The sequence below is a fragment of the Kangiella sp. TOML190 genome (assembly GCF_023706045.1).
In the GTDB taxonomy this organism is placed as follows: domain Bacteria; phylum Pseudomonadota; class Gammaproteobacteria; order Enterobacterales; family Kangiellaceae; genus Kangiella.
Genome location: NZ_BQYL01000001.1, coordinates 610,325 through 630,959, shown reverse-complemented (window position 1 = coordinate 630,959; position 20,635 = coordinate 610,325). Strand labels below are relative to the sequence as shown.

The 20,635-nt window shown below is 42.7% G+C and carries 19 protein-coding genes; 14 read left to right on the top strand and 5 right to left on the bottom strand.

The window, feature by feature from the left end:
- The first annotated feature begins 11 nt into the window (after positions 1-11).
- Positions 12-3,236 (top strand): carbamoyl-phosphate synthase large subunit, encoded by a 3,225-nt coding sequence (gene carB, locus NFS34_RS03040; protein ID WP_251358410.1) that lies wholly within the window; start codon positions 12-14, stop codon positions 3,234-3,236.
- On the top strand, positions 3,233-3,715 hold the full coding sequence (gene greA, locus NFS34_RS03035) for a transcription elongation factor GreA (protein WP_251358409.1): 483 nt from the start codon (positions 3,233-3,235) through the stop codon (positions 3,713-3,715). The genes carB and greA overlap by 4 nt, the downstream gene beginning before the upstream one ends.
- A 71-nt stretch (positions 3,716-3,786) precedes the next feature.
- Here greA and NFS34_RS03030 read toward each other — a convergent pair whose 3' ends face one another.
- Complete coding sequence (locus tag NFS34_RS03030; RefSeq protein ID WP_251358408.1) at positions 3,787-5,136, bottom strand: DUF4397 domain-containing protein; 1,350 nt, start codon at positions 5,134-5,136, stop codon at positions 3,787-3,789.
- 114 nt (positions 5,137-5,250) lie between these two features.
- Between NFS34_RS03030 and NFS34_RS03025 the strand changes: the two genes are divergently transcribed.
- Together NFS34_RS03025 and NFS34_RS03020 are read left to right on the top strand one after the other, a co-directional pair.
- The gene (locus tag NFS34_RS03025; protein WP_251358407.1) at positions 5,251-6,198 is read left to right on the top strand and encodes a DUF1722 domain-containing protein; all 948 of its coding nucleotides are present in this window, start codon (positions 5,251-5,253) and stop codon (positions 6,196-6,198) included.
- A complete protein-coding gene (locus NFS34_RS03020; protein WP_251358406.1) occupies positions 6,199-7,599 on the top strand; it encodes a deoxyribodipyrimidine photo-lyase in 1,401 nt (466 codons plus the stop codon). It abuts the gene before it with no gap.
- Here the strand turns inward: NFS34_RS03020 and NFS34_RS03015 are convergent.
- Entirely contained in the window at positions 7,557-8,189 is a 633-nt protein-coding gene (locus NFS34_RS03015) for a chalcone isomerase family protein (RefSeq protein ID WP_251358405.1), read from the bottom strand. The genes NFS34_RS03020 and NFS34_RS03015 overlap by 43 nt on opposite strands.
- The gene (locus tag NFS34_RS03010; RefSeq protein WP_251358404.1) at positions 8,189-8,677 is read right to left on the bottom strand and encodes a nuclear transport factor 2 family protein; all 489 of its coding nucleotides are present in this window, start codon (positions 8,675-8,677) and stop codon (positions 8,189-8,191) included. The genes NFS34_RS03015 and NFS34_RS03010 overlap by 1 nt, the downstream gene beginning before the upstream one ends.
- A gap of 193 nt (positions 8,678-8,870) precedes the next feature.
- On the opposite strand from NFS34_RS03010, the gene NFS34_RS03005 reads away from it, so the two are divergent.
- The 8 genes from NFS34_RS03005 to NFS34_RS02970 all read left to right on the top strand — a co-directional run bounded on the left by NFS34_RS03005 (position 8,871) and on the right by NFS34_RS02970 (position 16,769).
- On the top strand, positions 8,871-9,773 hold the full coding sequence (locus NFS34_RS03005) for an acyl-CoA desaturase (protein WP_251358403.1): 903 nt from the start codon (positions 8,871-8,873) through the stop codon (positions 9,771-9,773).
- The gene (locus NFS34_RS03000) at positions 9,770-11,038 is read left to right on the top strand and encodes an NAD(P)/FAD-dependent oxidoreductase (RefSeq protein WP_251358402.1); all 1,269 of its coding nucleotides are present in this window, start codon (positions 9,770-9,772) and stop codon (positions 11,036-11,038) included. The genes NFS34_RS03005 and NFS34_RS03000 overlap by 4 nt, the downstream gene beginning before the upstream one ends.
- A complete protein-coding gene (locus tag NFS34_RS02995) occupies positions 11,031-11,819 on the top strand; it encodes a DUF1365 domain-containing protein (RefSeq protein ID WP_251358401.1) in 789 nt (262 codons plus the stop codon). Before NFS34_RS03000 ends, NFS34_RS02995 begins: the two co-directional genes overlap by 8 nt.
- Positions 11,812-13,083 (top strand): cyclopropane-fatty-acyl-phospholipid synthase family protein, encoded by a 1,272-nt coding sequence (locus NFS34_RS02990; RefSeq protein ID WP_251358400.1) that lies wholly within the window; start codon positions 11,812-11,814, stop codon positions 13,081-13,083. Before NFS34_RS02995 ends, NFS34_RS02990 begins: the two co-directional genes overlap by 8 nt.
- Complete coding sequence (locus tag NFS34_RS02985; protein ID WP_251358399.1) at positions 13,062-13,619, top strand: DUF2878 domain-containing protein; 558 nt, start codon at positions 13,062-13,064, stop codon at positions 13,617-13,619. Before NFS34_RS02990 ends, NFS34_RS02985 begins: the two co-directional genes overlap by 22 nt.
- Entirely contained in the window at positions 13,612-14,436 is an 825-nt protein-coding gene (locus NFS34_RS02980; protein WP_251358398.1) for a DUF1295 domain-containing protein, read from the top strand. Before NFS34_RS02985 ends, NFS34_RS02980 begins: the two co-directional genes overlap by 8 nt.
- 9 nt (positions 14,437-14,445) lie before the next feature.
- The gene (locus tag NFS34_RS02975) at positions 14,446-15,480 is read left to right on the top strand and encodes a cyclopropane-fatty-acyl-phospholipid synthase family protein (RefSeq protein ID WP_251358397.1); all 1,035 of its coding nucleotides are present in this window, start codon (positions 14,446-14,448) and stop codon (positions 15,478-15,480) included.
- A 197-nt stretch (positions 15,481-15,677) separates the two neighbouring features.
- Positions 15,678-16,769: a HAMP domain-containing sensor histidine kinase gene (locus NFS34_RS02970; protein WP_251358396.1), complete on the top strand. Its 1,092-nt coding sequence runs from the start codon at positions 15,678-15,680 to the stop codon at positions 16,767-16,769.
- Here NFS34_RS02970 and NFS34_RS02965 read toward each other — a convergent pair.
- Both NFS34_RS02965 and yhbY read right to left on the bottom strand, forming a co-directional pair.
- On the bottom strand, positions 16,750-17,454 hold the full coding sequence (locus NFS34_RS02965) for a response regulator transcription factor (protein WP_251358395.1): 705 nt from the start codon (positions 17,452-17,454) through the stop codon (positions 16,750-16,752). The genes NFS34_RS02970 and NFS34_RS02965 overlap by 20 nt on opposite strands.
- Positions 17,455-17,479: 25 nt before the next feature.
- Positions 17,480-17,788 (bottom strand): ribosome assembly RNA-binding protein YhbY, encoded by a 309-nt coding sequence (yhbY, locus tag NFS34_RS02960; RefSeq protein ID WP_251358394.1) that lies wholly within the window; start codon positions 17,786-17,788, stop codon positions 17,480-17,482.
- 84 nt (positions 17,789-17,872) lie between these two features.
- Between yhbY and rlmE the strand changes: the two genes are divergently transcribed.
- Both rlmE and ftsH read left to right on the top strand, forming a co-directional pair.
- The gene (gene rlmE / locus NFS34_RS02955) at positions 17,873-18,499 is read left to right on the top strand and encodes a 23S rRNA (uridine(2552)-2'-O)-methyltransferase RlmE (RefSeq protein ID WP_251358393.1); all 627 of its coding nucleotides are present in this window, start codon (positions 17,873-17,875) and stop codon (positions 18,497-18,499) included.
- Between the two features lie 161 nt (positions 18,500-18,660).
- A complete protein-coding gene (gene ftsH / locus NFS34_RS02950) occupies positions 18,661-20,628 on the top strand; it encodes an ATP-dependent zinc metalloprotease FtsH (protein WP_251358392.1) in 1,968 nt (655 codons plus the stop codon).
- Positions 20,629-20,635: the final 7 nt, after the last annotated feature.

The following is a 20,635-nucleotide window of genomic DNA, read 5'->3' as shown; positions in this document are numbered from 1 at the left end:
GTAAAATTAAGATGCCAAAACGTACTGACATAAAAAGTATTTTGATTTTAGGTGCTGGCCCGATCATTATCGGTCAGGCCTGTGAGTTTGATTATTCGGGTGCGCAGGCCTGTAAAGCCTTAAAAGAAGAAGGCTTCCGAGTGATTCTGGTCAATTCCAACCCTGCGACCATTATGACCGATCCGAACATGGCCGATGCGACTTATATCGAGCCAATTCATTGGGAAGTGGTTGCTAAAATTATTGAAAAAGAAAGACCTGATGCTATCTTACCAACGATGGGCGGGCAGACGGCTCTGAACTGTGCTTTAGATCTGGCATCTCGCGGTGTGCTGGAAATTTATGGCGTCGAAATGATCGGGGCGACTCGCGAAGCGATTGATAAAGCCGAAGATAGAGAGTTATTTGCCAAGGCGATGTCAAAAATTGGTTTGGATCAGCCCAAACAAGACGTTGCTCACAGTATGGATGATGCCTGGCGGGTACAAAAAGAAGTTGGCTTTCCTTGTATTATTCGTCCTTCATTTACCATGGGCGGCACTGGCGGCGGTATCGCTTATAACAAAGAAGAATTTGAGGAGATTTGTGCGCGCGGTTTGGATTTATCTCCTACCAGCGAACTGTTAATCGACGAATCCTTAATCGGCTGGAAAGAGTATGAGATGGAAGTGGTTCGTGATAAAAACGACAACTGCATCATTATTTGCTCGATTGAAAACTTTGACCCCATGGGTGTACATACGGGCGATTCGATCACGGTTGCGCCTGCGCAAACCTTAACTGATAAAGAATACCAAATCATGCGCGACGCTTCCTTGGCAGTTTTGCGCGAGATTGGCGTTGAAACGGGCGGTTCTAACGTACAGTTTGCGGTTAATCCTGCTAATGGTCGTATGACCATTATCGAAATGAACCCACGGGTTTCGCGCTCTTCTGCCTTAGCCTCGAAAGCGACGGGTTTTCCAATTGCTAAAATCGCGGCCAAGTTGGCAGTAGGTTACACCTTGGATGAATTGCAAAATGATATTACCGGCGGTGCTACTCCTGCTTCCTTTGAGCCCACCATTGATTATGTAGTCACAAAAATTCCACGCTTTAACTTTGAAAAGTTCCCGAACTCGGATGCGACCTTAACCACTCAAATGAAGTCGGTGGGCGAAGTGATGGCGATTGGCCGTAATTTCCAAGAGTCGATGCAAAAAGCCTTACGTGGCTTAGAAGTGGGCTCGGCCGGATTTGAACCGCAAGTTGAAGCTGATGATGAACATTTAACGGATACTTTACGCCAGCGTTTACGGATCCCTGGTGCTGAGCGAATTTGGTATGTTGCGGATGCTTTTAGAAACGGTTGGAGTTTAGAAGACGTTTTTGAATATACCAATATCGATCGCTGGTTCTTGGTACAAATCGAAGAGCTGATTGCGATTGAACAATCCTTAGAAGAAATGTCGCTATCGGAACTCAACGCTACTATTTTGCGCACGCTAAAACGCAAAGGATTTTCCGATAAACGTTTGGCGGATATTTTCGCAGCCAGTGAAAAAGAAATTCGTAAATTGCGTAAAACATTAGGCGTCTTGCCAGTTTATAAACGAGTTGATACCTGTGCTGCGGAATTTGCTACTTCTACCGCTTATATGTATTCCACTTATGATGAGGAATGCGAAGCACAAGCTAGCGAGAAAGATAAAATCATGATCTTAGGCGGTGGCCCAAACCGAATCGGCCAAGGTATTGAGTTTGATTATTGCTGTGTGCATGCTGCTTTTGCTATGCGCGAAGATGGTTATGAAACTATCATGGTTAACTGTAACCCAGAAACGGTTTCGACGGATTATGATACTTCCGATCGATTGTATTTCGAACCCGTAACGCTGGAAGATGTGTTGTCGATTGTGGAAGTGGAAAAGCCCAAAGGGGTAATTGTTCATTACGGCGGTCAAACACCATTAAAATTAGCGCGTGATCTTGAGGCTGCTGGTGTGCCGATTATCGGTACTTCACCGGACGCGATTGATCGAGCGGAAGATCGTGAGCGCTTTCAGCGTGCCATTGAGCGCCTGAATTTATTGCAGCCACCAAACCGAACTGCGCGTAACCTTGCTGAGGGCGTCAGATTAGCCGAAGAAATTGGTTATCCGCTGGTGGTTCGTCCGTCTTATGTATTGGGTGGGCGTGCGATGGAAATCGTTTACAACGAGGAAGAACTTCGCCGCTACATGAACGAAGCGGTAAGTGTTTCTAATGAATCGCCAGTCTTGTTGGATCGTTTCTTAGACGATGCTATCGAGGTGGATGTGGATGCTATTTTCGACGGCGAGAACATCCTGATTGGTGGGGTTATGGAGCATATCGAACAAGCGGGTGTTCACTCGGGTGATTCAGCCTGTTCGATTCCACCTTTTAGCTTAGGCCAAGAAGTGCAAGACGAGATGCGTCGCCAAATGTTGGTGATGGCTAAAGAATTGCAAGTGCGCGGCTTGATGAATGCTCAGTTTGCGATTCAAGGCGATAAGATCTTTATTTTAGAGGTTAATCCTCGCGCTTCGCGTACCGTTCCGTTTGTTTCGAAAGCCACCAGTACGCCGTTAGCTAAAGTGGCAGCGAGTGTGATGGCTGGAAAAACTTTGGCAGAAACCGGCTTCACCCAAGAAATTATTCCACAGTATTATTCGGTTAAAGAGCCGGTGTTCCCTTTCAATAAATTCCCAGGTTCCGATCCAATCTTAACGCCGGAAATGAAGTCTACTGGTGAAGCGATGGGGGTTGGCAAAACCTTTGGCGATGCTTTTTACAAAGCTAAGTTAGGTGGTGGACAGGCGGTGCCGATGTCGGGCCGTGTGATTATTAGTGTGCGTGAAGCCGATCGCTCAGGTTTACCCGCGGTTGCTAAGTCTTTGGTTGAACAAGGTTTTGAGCTGTTAGCTACTGGCGGTACGGCTAGAACCATTCGCGCCGCGGGAATTCCTTGTCAGCGCATAAACAAAATGTTTGAAGGTCGTCCGCACATTGTTGATTACATTAAAAACGGTGAAGTGGATTACATTATCAATACCACCGAAGGCAAGCAAGCGATCGCTGACTCTTATTTGATTCGTCGTAGCGCTTTGCAACACAAGATCCCGTATACCACAACTTTAGCGGGTGCGGTGGCTTCTTGTGCCGCCATGAAAGATCATTCGCGCAGCGAGGTGAGCTCGGTGCAAGAGTTGCATACACAGGTTAAAAAAGTATGAATAGAGTACCCATGACAGCTAAAGGCGCCGAAGCTTTGCAGGCTGAATTAGAAGAGCTAAAAAAAGTGGTGCGCCCTAGAATTGTGGCAGCTATTGCCGAAGCTCGTGAACATGGTGACCTAAAAGAAAATGCCGAATATCATGCGGCACGTGAGCAACAAGGTTTTGCTGAAGGTCGCATTCAAGATATTGAAAGTAAACTCGGCAACGCGCAGATTATCGATATCACTAAAATGACCAACAACGGTAAAGTGATTTTTGGTGCCACTGTAGTGCTAATTAACTTAGACGATGACTCTGCTGATGAAATTCAGTATCAAATCGTCGGCGATGATGAAGCCGATCTGAAAAGTAATAAGATCTCAGTGAATTCTCCGATAGCTCGCGGCTTGATTGGCAAAGAAGAAGGAGAAGTTGCCAACATTCAAACTCCTGGCGGTGCGGTAGAGTACGAAATAGCCGCAGTGCTTTATATTTAAAATTATTTAAGATTCGAAAAGGCCTCAATCGAGGCCTTTTTGTGTTATGACTTTTTATTTGCAGTTCCAATTTAGTTTGCAAAATCATCGGCTAAAACAACGCCAAGCGGTACCCCTCCGCCAACATTATCACGAGCAATAACCGTGTAGATGTTATTGTTCTCGAGAGTGATAGCGGCAGGACCTATAGCCGGTGTTTTACTGCCTTGAGCGGTAACAATCACATCATAGTCACCTGCTGCCAGCGATAAATAGCCTGTATCTTGTTTAAAATCAACGCCACTAAAATTTGGATCGACCATACTGATATCAGTGGCAGGCGGAACCAAGTAGAGATCAACTAATCCAGCAGACGGAGAACCGTGAATAATACGGAGCTGTGATTCGGTTGATATGCTTCTACGGTTATCTTCCAATATTAATGGTTCGATATTGGCTAAGGTATTGACGGCCAAGACTGAATAGCTAATACCAGTTGTTAGGCTAACATCCGCATCAATCACGGCAGGGGTGCTCGCTCCAGTGGGCACAACTTTGACGTTATAGTCGTCGGCAGCGAGGGTTAAGTAGTCAGAAAATTCAGGGAAAGCCACATTTGTCAGTAATGGGTTTGCAAAATCGTCGTTAGCAACGACGTCTACCGCTGGCGCGTCCGGTGACAAATGGAACACCCTTAAGTCCGTTGCCTTAGCTGCATCGTACAGAGTTGCTGCGCCGTCTGCCGAAAGGGCTAGCAAATTAACTGGGCTAGTGCCAGGACCGGTATTGGTCACTGCCACAAGATTCAACAAAGCACCTTCGGTAAGTGTTAAGGCGCCGCTGTCATAAACCACATCTTTTGCGCCAGTTGCTGTGATCCGAATTTGGTAATCACCAGCAGCGATATCCGTTGGCGACAAAGAATCTTTAAAAGCTAAAGTGACCGTTGGTACCAAGCTACTAATATCTTCTCCAGGAGCGGTAAGGTAGATATCTACGGTAGGTGCATTCGAAGCGGCATGTAGAACCTGTAACGTAAACTGTCCTGCTGCGGGCGCTGCTTCGCTTTGGGTTAAGATAATAGGCTCAATGTTGGCAGTTTCATCGAGCGCTACTACGGTATATAGCTGATTAGCTGCTAGATCTAAGTCAACCGGACCAATCACAGCCACTGGCCCAGACGGCGTTAAGCCATCAACCTGTATACTGTAAGTCGCGGCATCAAGCTCGATGCGTTCGGATGCTTTTGCAAAGTCTAATTCGCTAATGGCAGTGCTAGCATTGACTTGAACATTGACCAATGGCGAATCTTGAGAGGCATGAACAACTTGTATGGTGGTTTTCGGAGTTGGTGGGATCAACGCGAAAGAATCATCGTCGTCATCGCAGCCAACGAATAAGAGCATTGAAGTAAATAAGAGTAATAGTTTTTTAATAGACATAATGACCTCCTTTAAATTGTCTGAAGATAAAATGTCATTTAGACTGTGAAAGATAAGTCACGAAAGCGTGAATTTTTCACGAAAGCTTCACGCCAACTTCTCAAAATAGGAATCATGAAAAAGATTAATATAGCAATCAGCTCCTGTTTGGCTGGCAATCAGGTTCGTTATGACGGTGGGCATAAGCGTTCAAAATATTGCCTTGATGTGATGAGTGATTGGTTTGAATACTTGCCTATCTGCCCCGAGATGGGGGTTGGTATGCCGACGCCAAGACCGCCAATACGTCTGGTTAATCAAGGTGATAAAATAACGGTGAAAATGGTAGATGATCCTAGTGTGGATTTCACTCAGGAGTTAAGTGGCTATGCCAAAGCAATACTACCTAAAATTCGTGATGTCAGTGGCTATATCGTGATACGAAATTCACCCAGTTGTGGCATGGAGCGAGTGAAGGTGTACCATGAAAACGGCAATCCTTCGAATATTTCATCAAGCGGGATCTACACTGGTGAATTAATGAGATTAAGACCTGAGTTGCCGATAGAAGAAGAGGGGCGTTTGCAAGATCCTAAACTTCGTGAAAATTTTATTAATCGAGTTTTTGCCTACAATGAATGGCAAAACAGTGTTCTAAAAAGTCCAAGTATTAAAGTATTAATTGATTTTCACAGCCGCTATAAATATCTAATCATGGCGCATAGCTACAAGGCCTATAAAGAATTAGGACAGCTGGTGGCGAACGATGGCTCAAAGAGTTTGCCTAAAGTAATAGCGGATTATGAAATGCTATTGATGACGAGTTTAAAAAAAGTGGCTTCATCAAAGAATCATACCAATACCTTGTATCATATTTTTGGCTATTTGAAAAAAGATCTAAGTACTGAAGCAAAGCAAGAGGTGATTAATGTTATTGAGCAATACCGTAAAGGCATTGTGACTTTGATAGTACCGATCACTTTGTTAAATCATTATATGAAGCAGTTTGGCAGTGATTATATTAATAATCAGGCATACCTGAATCCTCACCCAATAGAGTTAGGCTTAAGGAATTATTTATAGATGAGGCCATTACAACTAGTCTGGTTGCGGCAGGATTTACGGATTAATGATAATCCTGCTTTAGAGCAAGCTTCGAAACAGGGGCTTGTGGTGTGTTTGTATATTGAAACGGCGAAACAACATCAGGCACATGATGAATCTGTGGCAAAGCAAAGCTTTCGCTTAGCCTGCTTACAGCAGTTAAAAAGCCAATTGAATCAGCTTAATATTCCACTGATCTATCGTGAGACAGATGATTTTAAGTCTGTTGCTGGGGTTATTGAAAAGTTAGTCGAACAACACTCGATAGCAGCGCTTCACTTTAATCGTGAATATCCTTTGAATGAAAAACAACGAGATGATGAAGTTTGTGAATTACTCAAGAATAAAGTCTCAATTCAGCACTATGATGGTGATTTAGCGCTAGAGCCCTCACAGTTGAAAACGTTACAAGGACAGTCTTATCGCGTTTTCACTCCCTACAAGAAAGCTTGGATAAAACAATTTTTGATGCAAGGGCTAAGCCTTGCTAGAGGGCCGCAGACTCAAAAATTTGATTTAAGCAGCGTCAAGCAAAACGACATAGCATTGATGGATAAGCATCGAAATGATTTGTGGCCAGCAGGTGATTTAGAAGCTTTAGAACGACTTGACTCATTTGAGAAAAAAATCCCATCTTATGGCAATCATCGAGACTTTCCGTCGATAAATGGCACTAGTGGCTTATCTCCTTATTTGGCAGTTGGTGCCATTTCAGTAAAACAGTGCATCGCTAAACTGATGAAAAAAAATATCCAGCATGGCGATTTTTCAGAAGACGATATGCTAAGCCATGTTTGGCTTTCTGAGTTAATATGGCGCGAGTTTTACCGGCAAATATTAATCGACAACTGTAGTACCCTTAGTAAGCATAAGCCTTTCAAAAACAAACCTGAAAATTGGATTTATGGTGAAATTGCTGTGCAGCGGTTTGAGGCATGGAAAAACGCTAAAACAGGATTTCCTCTTATCGACGCTGCTATGTTGCAACTCAAGAAAACAGGCTGGATGCACAATCGGTTGCGAATGTTAAGTGCCATGTTTTTGACCAAACTGTGCTTAGTCGACTGGCGTTGGGGAGAGAAATACTTTATGCAGCAGCTGATTGACGGTGACTTTGCTTCCAATAATGGTGGTTGGCAGTGGTGTGCCTCAACGGGTGCTGATGCCGCGCCTTACTTTCGGATTATGAATCCGATCACTCAATCCAAGAAGTTTGACCAAGAAGGGTTGTTTATTAAGAGGTTTCTACCTTCTCTTGCTGAGCTGAGTCCCAAAGAGATTCATTGTCCGAATGCGGAGCAACGGCAGTCCTGCGGTTATCCTCAACCAATTATTGATTACCCAGAGGCGCGCAAAGAAGCGTTAAGAGTGTTGGCATAATCTTTTGGTTTCTCGCTTGCTTTCTTGTGTGCTTTTTCAAGCAGCTCTTGAAAGCCTGAGTCCATGCTCTCTTTTCCAAACCAAACGTTTAAATATAGTTCGCCACAGCTATCATCAGTAATAAGGCCTATTGGTATTTTGTTTAGCGTAACGGTGGTTTTATCTGGAGCCATCAATAGCTCGTAGGTATCGCCTTTTTTTACATCCTGATAAGCGTTGTTGAGCTTGCTGTAGTGGGGTATGCAGCGTTCATATTGCTCAGTAGATAAGTTCTTTTGCAGGTACTCATTAGCACCTTCAGAAAATTGTTCGCCAGTAACTTTTCTTAGGTAAGAAAAACGCAAAACCTTGGCTCGCTGGCTAAAGATACCTTGGAAATTTCTGCAGTCTTCTAGGTAGAGCGCTACGTCGACAATTTTGAAGAATAATGCTTTGGTTATCCTTACTTGAGAGCAGCGGTGGTAGGTCTGCTCCGATTTGACTACAGTTTGCGGCAGCTTAGGGTTTAAATCTTCGCTAATTGGTTTAGCTAAAACCGCCAAGGAAGATAGGCTTAAGGATGTGATTAGCAGTAATTTCATGAATTTCATTATAATGAATCTCTGACTTTACGCACAAAATAACCGATATAGGGTAGGTGTTGGTAAAAGCCTTCTACTCCATCCCAATAATCTTGATGTAAGATTATTTTACCTTCCGCGTTGAGTCTAATTTGGGTCATGCCTATGGAACGAGAGTCTACTTGCCTGCCCTTAGCTTTAAATTTCATGTGCATTACCCAGCGTAAATAGTAGTCACTTTTACCTTTAGCAACGTCAATAATCTCTACTTTAGTGGTTTCAACCTGCTCAGCAGTTTCGGTCATATAAGCTACTAGCTGGTCAATGTCAGTAATGGTTTTAAAGGTATCATTAAAATAAAATGTATCTGCATAGAGGCTTCGAATATTCGATTCCGAGACGCCCTTTTTAAAATCCTTGAACACCATTTCAAACTTGGATTGTATCGCATCAGAATCCTGGGTGGCTTCAGTCATCTTAAGCTGGCTTAGAAAGTCATCGACACGATCGTTGAACATAGCTTGCTCCCCTTTTGTTGTGCAACCTGCCACAACAATCATCATTAATAGGCTGGCGAAAAAACGCATACTAGTATAAATGAGTTGACAATAAGATAGCCTAAAACACAACTTGTCAAAATATTGTGAACAATTATTCACAGCATTTTCACAATAATATCAATAAGATAACAAAAAACAAAAGAATTGCTGTATGAAAAAATGGTTTGACAATTCATTGGTCGTTACCAAAGGTGGGCAGGAGGCTATGGATGGCATCGACTGGCCTAGGGTAATCCCTTTTATTTTTCTACATTTAGCTTGCCTGTCCGTAATTTGGGTAGGAGTAAGCAGTATAGCTGTGATCATTTTCGCAATCAGTTATTTAATCAGAATGTTTGCGATTACTGCTTTTTATCACCGGTATTTTTCTCATAAAACTTTTCGAGTGGGCCGTGTAACTCAATTTATTTTTGCCTTTATTGGTACCACCGCGACTCAGCGAGGGCCTTTATGGTGGGCTGCGCATCATCGCCATCATCATATTCACTCAGACAAAGATGCGGATCTACACAGTCCTGCACAAGGTTTTTGGAAGAGTCATATGTTCTGGTTTTTAAATAAAAAGAATTTTCCAACCAATCTTGAGCGGGTTAAAGATTTAGCGCGGTATAGAGAATTAGTCTGGCTTGATCGGTACGACATAATACCGCCGATTCTTTTCGCGGCTTTGATTTTTTCGGTGGGTATTATCGTCGAAGTCTATTTCCCGCAGTTGGGCGCGAGCAAATGGCAAATTCTAATATGGGGTTATTTTATTAGCACTGTAGTGTTGGCACATATTACTTTTTCTATAAATTCCGTGGCGCATCGCTGGGGAACTAAGCGTTTTGATACCAATGATAATAGTCGCAACAATTGGCTATTGGCAATCCTGACCCTAGGAGAGGGTTGGCATAATAATCATCATCGCTTTCCTTATTCTGCTAAGCAGGGGGTTTACTGGTGGGAATTAGATCTGAGCTATTATGGTCTTTACTTGTTAAAAACTTTCGGGCTAGTTCATGATCTAAAAGCTCCTAATGCAGAGCAGATAAATAAGGCCATGAGCTCATGAAGGTGGCAATTATTGGCAGCGGTATATCCGGTATCGCTGCGGCAGAAAAGCTCTATCAACACTGCGATGTGACGATTTTTGAAAAGAACGAAAAGGTGGGCGGTCACGCAGACACTCAAACTATTTTCGTTGATGATAAAACTTTGAAGGTAGACACAGGGTTCATTGTGTTTAATCCGGAAAACTATCCGACCTTCTTTACTTTGCTAAAAAAGTATCAAGTGGCTTATCAGGATAGCGATATGAGCTTTGCGGTAACTAATCGCATGAATGGACTTGAATATAATGCAAGTTCGTTGGATCAACTTTTTTGTCAGAGAAAGAATTTGATTAGCCCCAAGTTCTACCGAATGATTTGGGATATTTTTCGTTTTTATCGAGAGGCTAAGGAGTTATTAGACTCTGATATGCAAATAAATTTAGGTGAATATCTAAAAAAGAAGCGCTACAGTCAATATTTCATTGATGAACACCTAATACCAATGGCCAGCGCACTTTGGTCTGGCGATAGCTCAGCTATAATGCAGTTTCCAGCGAGTTATTTGGTCGCTTTTATGAATAACCATAGAATGCTGCAAGCCTTTAACCGCCCAGTGTGGAAGACTATTCAAGGAGGCTCAGAAACCTACTTGAACTCAATTCTTGAGAGTATCTCAATCAAGCTGAAATTAAATTCAGCTATTAGCTCAGTAGAAAGGCATCATGCTGGGGTCAGAATTATTACTAATTCAGATGCTTATGATTTTGATAAGGTTATTTTTGCGAGCCATAGCGATCAGACTTTGAAAATGATCGCTGATCCAACTCATGATGAAAAGTGGCTACTGGGTAATATCGGTTATCAAGAAAATACCATGCAGCTGCATACCGATACTAAGGTCTTACCTAAGAATAAAAAGGCTTGGGCGAGTTGGAACATGCTCAACGATGAGCGCACAAGTAAAGCCTGTCGAGTAAGCTACTATATGAATCTACTGCAATCGCTTAACACTCAGACTCCGATAATTGTTAGCTTAAATATGCAAGATAAAGTGAATAAAGGGAAAATACTAAAAGAAATTATTTACCATCATCCTATTTACAATCAAGCAGCTATCGAAGCACAGAAGCAAAAGCATTTAATACAAGGTGGGCAACATAGCTATTATTGTGGTGCTTATTGGGGATGGGGTTTTCATGAAGATGGCGCGCTCAGTGGGATAGAAGCGGCAAAGGCATTGTTAAAAGATATTAATTGTTATGACTCGGAGTCTTTTAATGCTTGAGTCAGGGTTCTATGTCGGCACTATTCGCCATCACCGCTATCGACCTAAAGAGCATAGTTTTGATTATCGAATGTATTGGTCGTTATTAGACTTGGATCGGCTGGATGAGCAATTTGATAGCAGTAAGCTTTGGTCTTTAGAGCGTTGGAATCTGGTCTCTTTTCGAGAAAAGGATTTTCACCAACAGGGTGGATTAAGTAACAAAGCATCGATTATCAAAACCATAAAGAAAGAAACGGGCAAAGATTTTTTCGGTAAAGTATTCCTTTTATCACACCTAAGGTATTTAGGTTTTAATTTTAATTCCGTCTGTTTCTATTTTTGTGTAGATAAAAACAAGATGAAGTATATCGTGGCCGAAATTACCAACACGCCTTGGGGAGAAAGGCATGCTTACGTTCTAGAATGTCAGGAAGACCTTAAAAATCATCGTTTCAATTTTCAGAAAGCATTTCACATTTCGCCTTTTATCAATATGGATATGGATTATCAGTGGAGTTTTCACTTTGTTGGTGAGGAGCTCAGGATCCATATGGTGGTGAAACAGCAAAACAATCAAAATAAAATTTTTGACGCTACCTTCACAGCGAATTTCTTACCCTTAACGTCGAGTAATATTCGTAAGGTGATACTCGGTAGTCCTTTGCAGCCCTTGAAAATGATTTATGGCATATATTGGCAGGCGGCGAAGCTGTGGTTGAAAAGAGTACCGTTTGTTAGTCATCCAAAATATAGCGATGTAAAGCATAAACTTGAAAATCAGGAGAATAACGATGGATGATGCTTCTACCGCATCAAATAAGTTGAAAGCCAGCGTAGGTGCTAGTCGTAGTAAATTATGGATCCGTAGAAAAGTTCTGCAGCATTTATCTAAGATTAACGATGGACGCTTAGTTGTTAGTGATCCTCTTGGAGTAATTGAATGTGGAAACCAATCTTCTGATATTCAGGTTAATATTCGGGTAGATACTTTAGATTTTTACCAGCAAGTAGCTTTGCAGGGTAGCATTGGTGTTGCTGAATCCTATATGAAGCAAGAATGGAAAGTGGATAGTCTCACGGACTTAATTCGTTTGTTTGTGCGAAACCGAAACTTGTTAGATGATATGGAATCAGGAACGGCTTGGCTAAAAAATCAAATCTTAAAACTGTGGCACCTATTCAATAAAAACAATGTGGCTGGAAGCCGAAAAAATATTGCTGCACATTACGATTTAGGCAATGATTTTTTTGAGCTATTTTTAGATGATTATCTGATGTACTCCTCAGCGATATACACCCCCAGTTGTGCAAATTTACAGCAAGCATCGGAACTTAAGTTAAAAACCATTTGTGAGAAGCTTGATTTGCAAGCTTGTGATGAAGTAATAGAAATTGGTACTGGTTGGGGTGGGTTTGCTATTTATGCGGCAAAACATTATGGCTGCAAAATAACTACCACTACCATTTCAGAGCAACAGTACCAATATGCCAAGCAGCGAGTTAAAGCGGAAGGCTTGTCTCAAAAAATTACGGTATTAAAACAAGACTACCGAAATTTGCGGGGGCAATACGACAAGCTGGTGTCTATAGAAATGATTGAGGCGGTAGGACACCACTATTTAAACACATATATAACGCAGTGCAATGATCTATTAAAAGAGGATGGCCTAGCGCTGATACAGGCCATCACCATTGAAGATGTTCGTTATGAAAAGGCTTTAAAGTCGGTTGATTTTATTAAGCGCTATATTTTCCCCGGTAGTTTTATTCCTTGTGTATCAGCGATTACCCATTCTGCTGCAAAAAACAGCCAGTTACGTCTAATTAATCTAGAAGATTTTGGCGAAAGTTATGCTAAAACCTTGCGTGATTGGCGTATTCGATTCTTACAGAATATTGATGCTGTAAGAGAACTTGGTTTTAACGAAAGTTTCATTCGGATGTGGGAATTTTATCTGTGTTATTGTGAAGGTGGTTTTCTTGAAAAGGCCATAAGCGATACTCACCTATTGTTTGCCAAGCCCAAAAATATGAGAAAGCAATGGTTAGGTTTGACGCAGTAAAGCCTGCCATTAATTTTGTCCTGTTCCAAGCTATATGGCTGGCGTGTGCTTTTGGCGCGACTAACCAGAATCTGTATTATGCCTATGGATTATTTTTGATACTGCTAGTTTGGCAGTTATGGCCAACCAACCGTGTAAAAATGGACTGTCTGAATATATTGGTGCTGTTACCTTTGGGCTTTGTTTTGGATTCGATTTGGTCACTGACAGGGTTGATACAGTATCAAAGTCACATTAGTTGGTTCAATACGGCTCCTAATTGGATTCTTATCTTGTGGGTTACTTTTGCTCTTACCCTTAATCACTCTATGGCATGGATTTATCGTAAGCCTAAACTAGCACTGGTTTTCGGTGCTATTGGTGGCCCATTGTCTTATCTTGCAGCAGAGCGGATAGGTGCTCTAGCTATTACCAATAAGCCCATTACGCTACTATTGCTGGTCGTTGCATGGTTTTTGGCGCTGCTGATCTGCTTGCAGTTAAAACCGAAAGCCGCTGATCGGCAATTAACAGATAAGCATGGTCGCTATGCTTGAACTGATTGTCTCGAGTCTGAACTTGCTGGTTGTGGTTGCGCTAATTCAATTAGTCGCTTGGCTATTCCAACTTGTTTATAAAAATGCTGACCCGGTGGATATAGCATGGTCGCTAGCCTTAGCAATGTTGGGATTCTACTATATTGTTAGAGCGTGGAATAATCAAAGTCTGGATCACATTACACTTGTCGCCTTATGCCTGGCTCCCGTTGCCTGGTATTCACGTTTAGCATTACATTTAATCAACAGGTTTAGTACTCATCATGAAGATGGTCGCTATGCTTATTTGAGAAAGTATTGGCAACAACAATCATCTTCAACAACCGTACAAGTTAAGTTTTTATTATTTTTCCTATTGCAAGCTCTACTCGCTTGGTTCTGTAGTTTGCCCGCACTGATTATTAGCCAGCAAAAAGAAACGCTGACACTTTTAGACATACTGGCTATTGGTTTGATTCTAGTCAGCTTTGTTGGGGTGAGCATTGCGGATAAGCAGTTGTTGAATTTCAAAAAGAATCATAAGCGTCAGGCTAAGGTATGCGATCATGGCCTATGGCGTTATTCTAGACATCCTAATTACTTTTTTGAGTGGCTACATTGGTGCAGCTATCCTCTACTAGCTTGGCACTCGAATGCGTTGGCAACGACTAGTTGGTGGTTTATAGCTAGCTTCCCGCTATGGATGTTTCTATTTTTGTGGAAGGTGACCGGGATTCCATTTAACGAGCAACAAAATATTCGCAGTAAAGGGCAGGCTTATCGAGACTATCAGGAGCGTACTAATGCTTTTTTCCCTGGCAAACCAAACCGTAAATGAGGAGTGATTATGATTGGGCAAGCAATAAAATTAATTGAGAAAGGGCTTATTCCGGATCAATTAATACGCTCTGGCATCAAAAAACTGTGCCGCCAACGACTCGAAGAACAATACGCAAACGATTGCGAAATGCAATCTGAGCAATATCATGAGTTTTGGCAGCAGCTGAAGCAAAGTAAAATTGCCATAGAAACGGATAAAGCCAATCAGCAACACTACGAATTGCCTACAGAGTTCTTCCAGTATGCGTTGGGAGATAAACTAAAATACAGCAGTGCTTACTGGTCACATAGCTGTGATGACTTATCCCAAGCAGAGCTTGCCATGCTCAACCTGTATTGCGAGCGCGGACAATTTTATGATGGGCAAGAGATACTGGAGCTGGGTTGTGGCTGGGGATCTTTGACCTTGTTTTTAGCTGAAAGATATCCTAATAGTCGCATCACCGCAATTTCCAACTCCCACTCTCAGCGTAAATTTATACAGCAACAGGCTGACGAAAATCAGTTGGAAAATATTCAGATTTTAACCACAGATATTAATGATTTTGAGAGCGACAAGAAATATGATCGAATTGTATCGATAGAGATGTTCGAGCATGTTAGGAACTATCAAGAATTATTTCATAAACTCAGTGGTTGGCTAAACGTTGATGGCAAAGTGTTTTTACATATTTTTTGCCATCGTTATCTTATGTATCCCTACCAAGAAGAGGGCGATGATAATTGGATGGGACGCTATTTTTTTAGTGGTGGTCAAATGCCAGCGGCAGATACCTTTTTGTTGTTTCAGCACGAATTACAGCTCGATAAGCGCTGGCTGTTAAGTGGAAGCCATTACGAAAAAACATCGAATGCTTGGCTTGAAAATATGGATCAGAATAAAGACCGAATTATACCAATCTTTGAAAGCACCTACGGCGAAGACTTTGCTAATATATGGTTTCAGCGCTGGCGCATATTCTTTATGGCATGTGCAGAATTATTTGGCTATGCTAAAGGTAATGAGTGGATGGTCGCCCATTATCGATTTACAAAAAGGTAACTGACTATAGCTAAGCGTAGAGGAATTCACTATAAACTATTTAAAGTGATGGGGATCCAGTTGCTCCTCATTAGCTTAGTCACTTTGCTAAGTGTTTATGGTGCGGCTAAAGTGGTTGAAAATGTACTGATCAAACAAGCGCTCGATGGTGAGGCTGATTTTTTTGGCAGCACTACCAAAAAGATGCAAGTTTTTCTTTGCCAAAAACATTAAATTTAACCGGCTATCTAAAAAAATCGAATAGCAAAAACAAACTTCCTAACCATTTCAAAGAGCTAACGGTAGGTTATCATCGTGTGCTTATCGGCGATTCAGAACCCTTGGTTCATGTTTCGCAACGTGATGATGAGTATCTCTATTTAGTATTTGAAGAAGGTCAGGTGTCAAGATTAGCCTTTTATTTTGGTATCGCGCCTTTAGCATTTGTTTTGCTCATTATTTATTTACCGGCGTGGATTAGTTACATCTTATCTAAGCGCGCTATTTCGCCAGTGGTTAAATTAGCGCGAAAGATGGACGAAGCTAAGGTTTCTGCCTCAGCTGATCTGCGCTTGGACTTTTCTGAAATTGAACAGAATGCTGATGCTGAAGTAGCCTCATTGCTCGGTGCTTTTAATCATTACGCCGATCAGGTGCAAGCATTAGTGACACGCGAGAAAAATTTCACTCGATATGCCAGCCATGAGCTACGGACGCCGTTAGCGGTGATGAAAGGCTCAGTAGCTTTGCTTGAGAAGCAGCAGCTTTCCGAGCAAAGCCAATTGGTTTTATCCCGAATGGATAAAGTGATTTTGGATATGGAATATCTGCTGGATGCCTTATTACTTTTATCGCGCAGCCAGCAGATAAGCACGCCAAAAGAAGCTATCGATATTAATCAATTGGTCGATCAACAACTGGAAAAGGCGCGGATGCAGTTTGAGTCATCCACCACTCAAGTATCCGTTGAGCATCTGGCAAAACTGCAAATTAAAATTCCTGAGCAGTTGTTTATCAGTTGCTTTGGTAATATTTTGAACAATGCGATTAACTATACACCAAATGGCAAAGTGCTAATCAAAGTTAAAGAAGGTTCGATCGAAGTGGTGGATACTGGTCGCGGTATGAGCCAAGAAAATGTCGAAAAAGTTTTTGAGCCTTTTTATCGGGTTAACCGTGAGAATGAGCCAATTAAGGGGTTCGGCTTAGGGATGTCGATCGTAAAAACGATTTGTGAGCGAATGGGCTGGACGATTTCCATTGATAGTGAACTAGCCAAGGGAACCAAGGTTACGCTGAATTTTGACTAGCGGCTTTCGGCGCTATAATTTTCAAGCCTAACCCCGGTAGGGTTTGCAGTAATTTGTCTTCGTAAGGCTTATCGATTACTTTTCGTAAATTGTATAAATGGCTTCTCAACACATCGCTGTTGGGAACTAAATCTCCCCATAATTCTTTTTCAAGCTCCTGTTTAGATACCACCTCAGGAGAGCGACGCATTAGCAGTTTGAGGATATGCAGCCCAGTTGGAGAAAGTTTCAAGGTTTGATTATTACGGGTTACCGTTAGAGTTTTTAAGTCGAAATGCAAATCATGAATGCTCAGCGTGCTTGATTCTAGATCGCCCTTAAAGCGTCTGATGATAGCGTTCAAACGAGCATCTAATTCTGCAAAGTCAAAAGGTTTCACCAGATAGTCATCTGCTCCAGCATCAAAGCCCTGTAACTTGTCTTCGAGCTGATCGCGCGCGGTTAGCATTAAGATAGGAATATCCGATTGGGACTCACTTCTAACTTTAGCGCAAATGGCAAAGCCATCCATCGCTGGCAGCATCACATCCAGCACTAGCGCATCGTAGGAATTGGCTAACGCCAGTTGTAGCCCAGTTTTTCCGTCCATGGCATAGTCTACGATGTAACCGCAGCTTTCTAAGTATTCGCCAGTGGTGGCGGCCAGTTCTGCATGATCTTCAACCAGTAATACGCTGTATGCCATAACCCTTGTTTACTTTCCCAACAGTTTATTTCTTAGGCAACACCAACTTCGGCTCTTTTGCCTTGCGATAGAGCACTAGGTTATGACCAATGGTGTGAATTTTGTGTGCATTGCTATGGGAACAAAGGTATTCGATGATTTCGGCTTTATCTTCGCGATCTTCGGCACGTATTTTAACTTTAACCAGTTCATGATGAGCAAGCGCCCGATCGAGTTCTTCCATGACGGCTTCGGTAACGCCATTGTTACCGATCATAACTACTGGCTTGAGACTGTGGGCTTCTGCGCGAAGAAACTTAATTTGATTTTTTGTTAAAGCTTTTAGTTGGCTCATACTAAGATGTTATTAAAGAGAATTGGCGGTTATTTTACCCGAAAAAAGGTACAATAGAGAGTAATTTAGTAAATAGTAAGCTTTATGGGAAAGTCGCGCAGTAAAAGCAGCCAACGTTGGATGCGTGAGCATTTTGACGATCAATACGTTAAGCAATCGCAGAAAGACGGCTATCGCTCGAGAGCCGTTTATAAACTCGAGGAGTTGGATAAAAAATATAACCTGATAAAACCTGGGCATACGGTGGTCGATCTGGGGGCTGCTCCGGGTGGTTGGTCGCAGTATGCCGCTTTTAAAATTGGCACTAAAGGACAAGTGTTCGCGCTGGATATTTTACCCATGGATGCTTTAGCGGATGTGGAGTTTATTGAAGGTGATTTTCGTGAAGAAGCAGTGTTAAATCAGCTGCTTGCGAAAATTGGTGATAAAAAAGCGGACCTTGTTTTATCGGATATGGCCCCCAATATGAGTGGTGTGGATGCAGTGGATATACCGCGCGCTATGTATTTAACCGAATTAGCGCTGGAATTAGCCCAGACCACCCTCGCTAAAGGTGGAGCTTTTGTCGTTAAAGTGTTCCAAGGCGAAGGCTTTGATGACTATGTGCGGCAATGTCGGCAGCTGTTTAGCCGAGTCATGATCCGCAAGCCGGATGCGTCCAGGGGGCGCTCGCGCGAGGTTTATGTGCTGGGGCAAGGTTTTAAAGGATGAACAAAGACCACGATTCTTAGCAACAATAGGTAAAAGTATCGGAACGGGTTCAAGAAACTTGTTAGCTTTTGTAAATGAAGCTTTAGTTCTGATTTTTGCATGGCATAATGTATGGTTCTAAATTTTAGGTGGCCAAGAGCCGCCAGTAGTAGAGGTTCAAGTTGAACGATTTAGTTAAAAATATTCTGTTTTGGGCGGTTGCGGCCATTATTTTGTTTTTTGTGATTGACACTATCAATCAAAAGCAAATGGACGACAGTAAAATTCCTTTCAGTGAATTTGTACAAAAGATTGAGAATAAAGAGTTTTCCAGTGTTGAAATTAATCCCAATAATCAATTGGCGATTGGGATTGACGGTGGCGATGCGGATCTCAAAGTACATGCGCAAATTCCCCACGGCGGTTGGGAAAAGCTGAACGATATCCTGCTCGAGAATAAAGTTAGCTACAGCTCGGCTAAGCCTGAAGGCAATGGCCTTGGAACCTTACTACTGAGTTTTGGCCCAATTTTATTATTGATTGGTGTTTGGATTTATTTTATGCGCCAAATGCAAGGCGGCGGTAAGGGCGGTGGCGCTCTATCGTTTGGTAAGTCAAAAGCGCGGATGTTATCTGAAGATCAGGTTAAAACTACCTTTGCGGATGTGGCTGGTGTGGAAGAAGCCAAAGAAGAAGTGGGTGAGTTAGTGGACTTCTTACGCGATCCGCGTAAATACCAAAAACTCGGTGGTACTATCCCGCGCGGTGTTTTGATGGTGGGCCCACCTGGCACTGGTAAAACGCTACTGGCGCGCGCCATCGCTGGCGAAGCCAAAGTACCTTTTTTTACCATCTCCGGTTCGGATTTCGTGGAAATGTTTGTGGGCGTTGGTGCTTCTCGGGTTCGAGATATGTTCGACCAAGCGAAAAAACACGCACCGTGTATTATTTTTATTGATGAGATCGATGCGGTGGGTCGTCATCGTGGAGCTGGTATGGGTGGCGGTCATGATGAGCGTGAGCAAACCTTGAACCAATTGTTAGTCGAAATGGATGGCTTTGAAGGTGGTGAAGGGGTGATTGTGATCGCCGCAACTAACCGTCCAGATGTACTCGATCCAGCCTTGTTGCGTCCAGGTCGTTTTGACCGTCAAGTGGTAGTTGGCCTACCGGATATTAAAGGTCGTGAAAAAATCTTACAGGTGCATATGCGTAAAGTGCCCGCTTCGGATGATGTGGAAGCTGGTGTGATTGCCCGCGGCACGCCCGGTTTTTCTGGCGCTGATTTGGCCAATTTAGTTAATGAAGCCGCGTTGTTTGCTGCGCGTGAAAATAAACGTACGGTCAATATGGACCATTTTGAAAAGGCCAAAGACAAAATCATGATGGGTGCGGAGCGCCGCTCGATGGTGATGACCGAAGAAGAAAAGCTCAATACCGCTTACCATGAAGCGGGCCATGCCATTGTTGGCTTGAAAGTGCCGAGTCACGATCCAGTATATAAAGTTTCCATCATTCCGCGTGGTCGTGCTCTAGGCGTTACTATGTATTTGCCGGAGCAAGATCGCTATTCGATGTCCAAAGAACAATTGGAATCGCAGCTTTCGTCATTATTCGGTGGCCGAATTGCCGAAGAAATTTTAAATGGTCCCCAGCAGGTCACCACTGGCGCTTCTAATGATATTGAGCGTGCTACTGAGATTGCTCGCAATATGGTCACCAAATGGGGCTTGTCAGATAAGCTGGGACCACTGTCTTATGCCCAAGATGAAGGCGAAGTCTTCTTAGGGCGTTCGGTCACCCAACATAAAAATATTGCGGATGACACGGCGCGGGCGATTGATGAAGAAATTCGTGATTTTATCGATCGCAATTACAAGCGAGCGGAAAAAATCTTGAACGATAATTTGGATAAACTGCATGCCATGTCCGCCGCCTTAATGAAATATGAAACCATTGATGCCAAGCAGATCGAAGAGATTATGAATGGCGATGAGCCGCAGCCACCTGAAAATTGGGATGATAAACCCAATGGGCCAAGCGAGCCGCCCAAAGATCCTAGTCCTGCGGATACCAAGGCTCATGAAGATAAAACTTCAGAGGATAATGAGGATGGCTCCGCGGTGGTGGTTAAGCTGCGTGATGAGTAACACTAAA

Coding starts and splice junctions, on each gene's coding strand:
- carB (WP_251358410.1), top strand. CDS start 12: ATGCCAAAACGTACTGACATAAAAAGTATTTTGATTTTAGGTGCTGGC.
- greA (WP_251358409.1), top strand. CDS start 3,233: ATGAATAGAGTACCCATGACAGCTAAAGGCGCCGAAGCTTTGCAGGCT.
- NFS34_RS03030 (WP_251358408.1), bottom strand. CDS start 5,136: ATGTCTATTAAAAAACTATTACTCTTATTTACTTCAATGCTCTTATTC.
- NFS34_RS03025 (WP_251358407.1), top strand. CDS start 5,251: ATGAAAAAGATTAATATAGCAATCAGCTCCTGTTTGGCTGGCAATCAG.
- NFS34_RS03020 (WP_251358406.1), top strand. CDS start 6,199: ATGAGGCCATTACAACTAGTCTGGTTGCGGCAGGATTTACGGATTAAT.
- NFS34_RS03015 (WP_251358405.1), bottom strand. CDS start 8,189: ATGAAATTCATGAAATTACTGCTAATCACATCCTTAAGCCTATCTTCC.
- NFS34_RS03010 (WP_251358404.1), bottom strand. CDS start 8,677: ATGTTCAACGATCGTGTCGATGACTTTCTAAGCCAGCTTAAGATGACT.
- NFS34_RS03005 (WP_251358403.1), top strand. CDS start 8,871: ATGAAAAAATGGTTTGACAATTCATTGGTCGTTACCAAAGGTGGGCAG.
- NFS34_RS03000 (WP_251358402.1), top strand. CDS start 9,770: ATGAAGGTGGCAATTATTGGCAGCGGTATATCCGGTATCGCTGCGGCA.
- NFS34_RS02995 (WP_251358401.1), top strand. CDS start 11,031: ATGCTTGAGTCAGGGTTCTATGTCGGCACTATTCGCCATCACCGCTAT.
- NFS34_RS02990 (WP_251358400.1), top strand. CDS start 11,812: ATGGATGATGCTTCTACCGCATCAAATAAGTTGAAAGCCAGCGTAGGT.
- NFS34_RS02985 (WP_251358399.1), top strand. CDS start 13,062: ATGGTTAGGTTTGACGCAGTAAAGCCTGCCATTAATTTTGTCCTGTTC.
- NFS34_RS02980 (WP_251358398.1), top strand. CDS start 13,612: ATGCTTGAACTGATTGTCTCGAGTCTGAACTTGCTGGTTGTGGTTGCG.
- NFS34_RS02975 (WP_251358397.1), top strand. CDS start 14,446: ATGATTGGGCAAGCAATAAAATTAATTGAGAAAGGGCTTATTCCGGAT.
- NFS34_RS02965 (WP_251358395.1), bottom strand. CDS start 17,454: ATGGCATACAGCGTATTACTGGTTGAAGATCATGCAGAACTGGCCGCC.
- yhbY (WP_251358394.1), bottom strand. CDS start 17,788: ATGAGCCAACTAAAAGCTTTAACAAAAAATCAAATTAAGTTTCTTCGC.
- rlmE (WP_251358393.1), top strand. CDS start 17,873: ATGGGAAAGTCGCGCAGTAAAAGCAGCCAACGTTGGATGCGTGAGCAT.